The following is a 5,611-nucleotide window of genomic DNA, read 5'->3' as shown; positions in this document are numbered from 1 at the left end:
GGACCCCGGGATTTTTCGCCATTTGGAAGGGGGCGCGCGCCGGGGTAGAGGCGCGGGCGGGGCCGCCGGGAAGATGGTGCCGGCGGCCGCCTGAGGGGGTCAGCCCGCGGCGATATTGCGGTTCGCGGGCGCTTTGGTTTCCGGCTTCGTGGCCTTGGCGGGTTTCGCGCCGGCCTTGCCCGCGTCGTTCGCGTTCATGAAGTCGAGCACCAGCGGGCGGATGTTGTTGCGCCAGCTTTTGCCCGCGAAGATGCCGTAGTGACCCGCGCCGTCTTCGAGATGGCTCGCCTTTTTCGAATCGGGCAGGCCGGTCAGCAGGTCGAGCGCGGCGATGCACTGGCCGGGGGCCGAGATGTCGTCCTTCGAGCCTTCGACCGTCTTGACGGCGACGGTGGTGATCTTGCCGATGTCCACCGGACGGCCCGCCACGGTGAATTCGTTCTTCGCGATTTCGCCGTTCTTGAAGATGCGTTCCACGGTGGACAGGTAGAATTCCGCCGGCATGTCCATCACGGCGAGATATTCGTCGTAGAACTTGTTGTGCTTGTCGTGGTCATGGGCGGTTTTCTGGGCCACGCGCTTGATCTGTTCCATGAAGGCTTCGCGGTGGGTGTCGTTGTTCATGGAGATGAAGGAGGCAAGCTGCAAAAGGCCGGGATAGACCTTGCGCCCCACGCCCGCGTATTTGAAGCCCACCTGCTGGATCATGAACTGTTCGAGCTGGCCCATGGTCACGCGGCGGCCGAAATCCGTCACGTCGGTGGCGGCGGCATCGGGGTCGATGGGGCCGCCGATGAGGGTGAGCGAGAGCGGCTGTGCCTCCGGGTCCTCTTCGGCGAGGTAGGCGGTGGCGGCAAGGGTCAGCGGCGCGGGCTGGCAGACGGCGATGACATGGGTGTCGGGGCCGAGGTGGCGCATGAAGTCGACCAGGTAGAGGGTATAATCCTCCACGTCGAACTTGCCCGCGCTGACGGGGATGTCACGGGCGTTGTGCCAGTCGGTGACATAGACTTCGCAATCGGGCACGAGGCTGATCACGGTGGAACGCAGCAGCGTCGCGTAGTGGCCCGACATGGGCGCGACCAGCAGCACCTTGCGCTTTTCTTCGGTGCGGCCCTGCACGCGAAAGCGGATCAGGTCGCCGAAGGGTTTGGAAACCACCTTTTCAACCGATACCAGACGATCCTGACCGTTGGCGCCGACGAAGGGCGGAATGTCCCAGTCGGGCTTTACCACCATGCGGCCGAAAGTACGTTCCGTCACTTCACCCCATGCGGCCATCCATTCGAGCGCGGGGTTTGGAAACATCGAGAAAGCGGGGTAGGATGCCATCGCGAGCGCCGAAGCGCCGAGCCACTGATTTGTGTTCCTGATGGACTCCATCAGGTCGTAAGTTGCCATATAGCGCACGAAGGGTCTCCTTGTTACCGGCCCCGAACTGGGCACTTTCAGAACTGCCCGTTCCGGGTGCCCGGAATGCTGCAGATGCGAAGATAGGAGTGAATAGTTAAGATGACAACTCGGTCCCCTGAAAATGATGCGCCCTCTGCGGCTTCCCTGTCACGCATGGCCGATAACATGAAGAAGGTGGAAAAGCTGACCGAACGGCTGGCGCAGGTCATGACCCATCGGCAGACCCATCAGCCCGCGCTGGACGGTCCAAACCACGAATTATTCCAGAAAGCCGCGCAATCCTACTGGACCGAGGCGATGCAGAACCCTGCCAAGCTGATGGAACATCAGATGGGGTACTGGACGAAATCGGTGGCCCATTTCGTCGAGGCGCAGCAGGCGCTGGCGAAGGGACAGTTTGCCGCACCCGAGGATCGCACGCCCAAGGACAACCGCTTTGCCAACCCCCTGTGGGACACGCATCCCTATTTCAACTTCATCAAGCAGCAGTACCTGATCAATGCCGAGGCCCTGAAACAGGCGGTCGAGGACGTGACGGACATGGACCCGCGCGAAAAGAAGCGGCTGGCCTATTTCAGCCAGCAAATCATCGACATGATGTCGCCGACGAACTTCCTCGCCACGAATCCGGACGTGCTGGAGCGGGCGGTGGAGACCGAGGGCGAGAGCCTTATCAAGGGGCTGGAGAACCTGATCAAGGATCTGGAGGCCAACAACGGCGAGCTGGTGGTGCGGCTGGCGGACGAAAGCGCCTTTGAGTTGGGGCGCAACATCGCGACCAGCCCCGGCAAGGTGGTGTTCCGCAACCGCATGCTGGAGCTAATCCAGTACACGCCCACCACCGACAAGGTGCACAAGACGCCGCTCATCGTCTTTCCGCCCTGGATCAACAAGTTCTACATCCTCGACCTCAAGGCGCAGAACAGTCTGGTGAAATGGATCGTGGATCAGGGCTACACGCTGTTCATGGTCAGCTGGGCCAATCCGGATTCCGGCTATCGCGACGTCGGATTGGGCGACTACGTGGAGGAGGGGTATCTCGCCGCGATCGAGGAGGCCAAGAAGATCACCGGCGAGAAACAGGTGAACGCGGTCGGCTATTGCATCGCGGGCACCACGCTGTCGCTGACCCTGTCGCTGCTGAAACAGCGAGGCGATACCTCGGTCAAATCGGCGACCTTCTTTACCGCGCTGACCGATTTTTCCGACCAGGGCGAATTCCAGCCCTTCCTGACCGACGATTTCATCGACGGGATCGAGGCGGAGACGAAGGACAAGGGCATCCTGCCCTCCATCGTCATGACGCGGACCTTTTCGTTCCTGCGCTCGAACGACCTCGTCTACGGGCCGGCCGTCAAAAGCTACATGATGGGCGAGACGCCCCCGGCCTTCGATCTGCTCTACTGGAACGGGGACGGGGCGAACCTGCCGGCGAAGATGGCGATGGAATATCTGCGCGGGCTCTGCCAACAGAACAAGCTGGCGGATGGCGGGCTTGATATGCTGGGGCATCACCTCGAACTGGGGGACATCGACGTGCCGCTTTGCGCCATCGCCTGCGAGACGGATCATATCGCGCCGTGGAAAGACAGCTATCGCGGCATCCAGCAGATGGGCAGCAAGGACAAGACCTTTATCATGACCCAGTCGGGCCATATCGCGGGCATCGTGAATCCGCCCAGCAAGAAGAAATACGGCCATTACGTCAATGACGACCTCGAACTTGCGCATGAGGACTGGCTGCAGGAGGCGGAGTTCCACGAAGGGTCGTGGTGGCCGCGTTGGGGAAAGTGGCTGAAGAAGCGGTCCGGGGCGCAGGTGGATGCCCGATTCCCGGGGGACGACGGGCAGGAAATTCTGGGCGATGCGCCGGGGGATTATGTAAAACGCAAGGCAAACGACTGATTTGATTGTCTCATCTTTACCTTAGGGAAATTTTTTGCTGCACTGCAGAAAAAGGTTGATTTGCCGCAGTGCAGCATCTATATTCTTTGCAGACGCAGCAAGAGTGGAACACCCCGCTCACAGCAACAAAGGATAGAGACATGACAAAGACACCTGATATGACCGCGATGTTCAAAGACGTAATGGGTTCCTTCCCCGTGGACACTTCCGCCATGGAAGGCTCCTTCAAGACAGCCGCGACGCTGAACGAGAAACTGTCCGGCGTGGCCATCGATGCCGCAGAGAAATCTGCCGACATCTCCGCCAAGTGGACAAAGGACACGCTGAACAAGCTGGCCGAAATCTCCAAGGCGAAGCAGGAGCCCGCCGACTACGCCAAGGCGATGACCGAATTCGCTTCCGCTTCGGCTGAATCCGCAGCAGAGCACATGGCCGCTTTCGCAGAAATCGCGAAGAAGGTTCAGATGGACACCGTCGAACTGATGATGAACGCCGGCAAGGACATGCAGGACGATGCCGCCAAGGCCGTCAAGAAAGCATCCGACGACGTTCAGAACGCGACCAAGAAAGCCACAGCGAAGTAACTCGCTGAGCAGATTTTCCCGCCAAGGCGGGTAACGCAGGGGCGGGCCTTCGGGTCCGCCCTTTTGCGTGGTTGGTCGCCCCCATGTTGCGGTGGCTTGCGGGGGTCGCCCCGTCGCCTCTAGTTTGCACGCATCGGGGGGGGGCACCATGCAATATCATCTCAACGGCGTAGGCGTGGGCGATCCATCGGTGGCCGCGGAGCAGGCCCCGCAGGGCGGGGCATTGCCCGACCGGATGGATGTGCTGATCGTGGGCTGCGGGCCTGCGGGGCTGATCCTTGCCGCGCAACTGGCGCAATTCGCCGGGATCGCGTCCCATATCATCGAACGCAAGGATGGTCCCTTACAGATGGGGCAGGCCGACGGGATCGCTTGCCGCACGGTGGAGATGTTCGAGGCCATAGGCATTGCCCATCAGGTCCTGCGTGAAGCCTATTGGGTGAATGAGACCGCCTTCTGGAAACCGGACCCCGAGAGCCCTTCGCTGATCAGGCGGAACGAGCGTATCCGCGACACGGAAGAGGGGCTGTCGGAATTTCCTCATGTGATCCTCAATCAGGCGCGCGTCCATGATCTGTTGCTGGACCGGATGGCCAAGGGGCCACGGCGAATGGCGCCGCATTACGGTTGGGCCTTTGCCGACCACTGCCGCGATGATGATGCGGAGCATCCGGTCCGCGTCCAGCTGAGCGATGCCAGCGGCGCCGGGCGGCCCGACAGGTTTCTGCGCTGTCGATACCTCGTGGGGTGCGACGGGGCGCGCAGCGCGGTGCGCCGGTCCATGGGGCTGACGCTGCGGGGGGATTCCGCCAACAAGGCCTGGGGGGTGATGGACATTCTGGCCAGATCGGATTTTCCCGATCTGCGGATCAAATCGGTGATCCAGTCCGCGAGCGAGGGGAGCGTGCTGATCATCCCGCGCGAAGGCGGCTATCTTGTCCGGCTCTATATCGAGATGGACAAGCTCGGCCCCGACGAGCGTGCGGCGGGGCGCGACATCACCGCTGAACAGTTGATCGCCGCCGCGCAGCGTATCCTGCACCCCTATACGCTCGATGTGCAGGAGGTCGCCTGGTGGTCGGTCTATGACATCGGGCAGCGCCTCGCCGACCGGTTCGATGACGGCGCAGAGGGATCGCCGCGCGTCTTCATCTGCGGGGATGCCTGCCATACCCACAGCCCCAAGGCCGGGCAGGGGATGAACGTCTCCATGCAGGACGGCTTCAACCTCGGCTGGAAGCTGGCGGCGGTGCTGCGCGGGCAGGCGGCGCCCGGTCTGCTGGAAAGCTACAGCACCGAACGGCAGGCGGTGGCGGAGGAGTTGATAGCCTTCGACAGGTCCTTCGCGCGGATCTTCAGCACCCCGCCCGAGGCGGTGGCCGACCGGGACCGCCATGCAACGGAGTTGCAGCGCAGCTTTGTCCGTCATGGCCGGTTCACCGCGGGGACGGCGACCTGTTATGCGCCTTCCACGCTGATTGCCGCCGCGCCGCGGCAGGCGCTGGCCCGGGGCCTGCCGGTGGGGATGCGATTTCACTCAGCACCCGTGATCCGGGTGGCGGATGCAAGGCCGATGGAACTGGGCCACGTGGCGGAGGCGGACGGGCGCTGGCGGCTCTATGCCTTTGCCGGGGCGGGCGATACGGGCCAGCAGGGCGGGGCCGTGGCGCGGTTGTGCGACCGGCTCGGCACCGACGGGGCGAGCCCCT

4 protein-coding genes are annotated in these 5,611 nt (G+C 62.6%); 3 read left to right on the top strand and 1 reads right to left on the bottom strand.

What is annotated here, in order from left to right; translation table 11 throughout:
- Window positions 1–99: 99 nt before the first annotated feature.
- Window positions 100–1,410, bottom strand: a complete 1,311-nt coding sequence (phaZ, locus tag A3728_RS08150) for a polyhydroxyalkanoate depolymerase (protein ID WP_067921966.1) — start codon at window positions 1,408–1,410, stop codon at window positions 100–102.
- 102 nt (window positions 1,411–1,512) lie between these two features.
- Between phaZ and A3728_RS08145 the strand changes: the two genes are divergently transcribed.
- The 3 genes from A3728_RS08145 to A3728_RS08135 form a co-directional block, all read left to right on the top strand.
- Complete coding sequence (locus A3728_RS08145; protein ID WP_067921963.1) at window positions 1,513–3,318, top strand: PHA/PHB synthase family protein; 1,806 nt, start codon at window positions 1,513–1,515, stop codon at window positions 3,316–3,318.
- Window positions 3,319–3,458: 140 nt separating this feature from the next.
- A complete protein-coding gene (locus A3728_RS08140) occupies window positions 3,459–3,902 on the top strand; it encodes a phasin family protein (protein ID WP_067921959.1) in 444 nt (147 codons plus the stop codon).
- A gap of 148 nt (window positions 3,903–4,050) precedes the next feature.
- The coding region (locus A3728_RS08135) for an FAD-dependent monooxygenase (protein WP_067921957.1) at window positions 4,051–5,611 on the top strand (1,561 nt) is incomplete at its 3' end.

Origin of the sequence: Sulfitobacter sp. HI0040 (genome assembly GCF_001634885.1) — a bacterium.
GTDB lineage: Bacteria > Pseudomonadota > Alphaproteobacteria > Rhodobacterales > Rhodobacteraceae > Sulfitobacter.
Note: the sequence above shows the minus strand (reverse complement) of the source record. Positions and strands in the feature narration are given on the sequence as shown.

Bases quoted from the DNA above. Each gene is read 5' to 3' on its own strand.
- A3728_RS08145 (WP_067921963.1), top strand. From the start codon at position 1,513: ATGACAACTCGGTCCCCTGAAAATGATGCGCCCTCTGCGGCTTCCCTG.
- A3728_RS08140 (WP_067921959.1), top strand. From the start codon at position 3,459: ATGACAAAGACACCTGATATGACCGCGATGTTCAAAGACGTAATGGGT.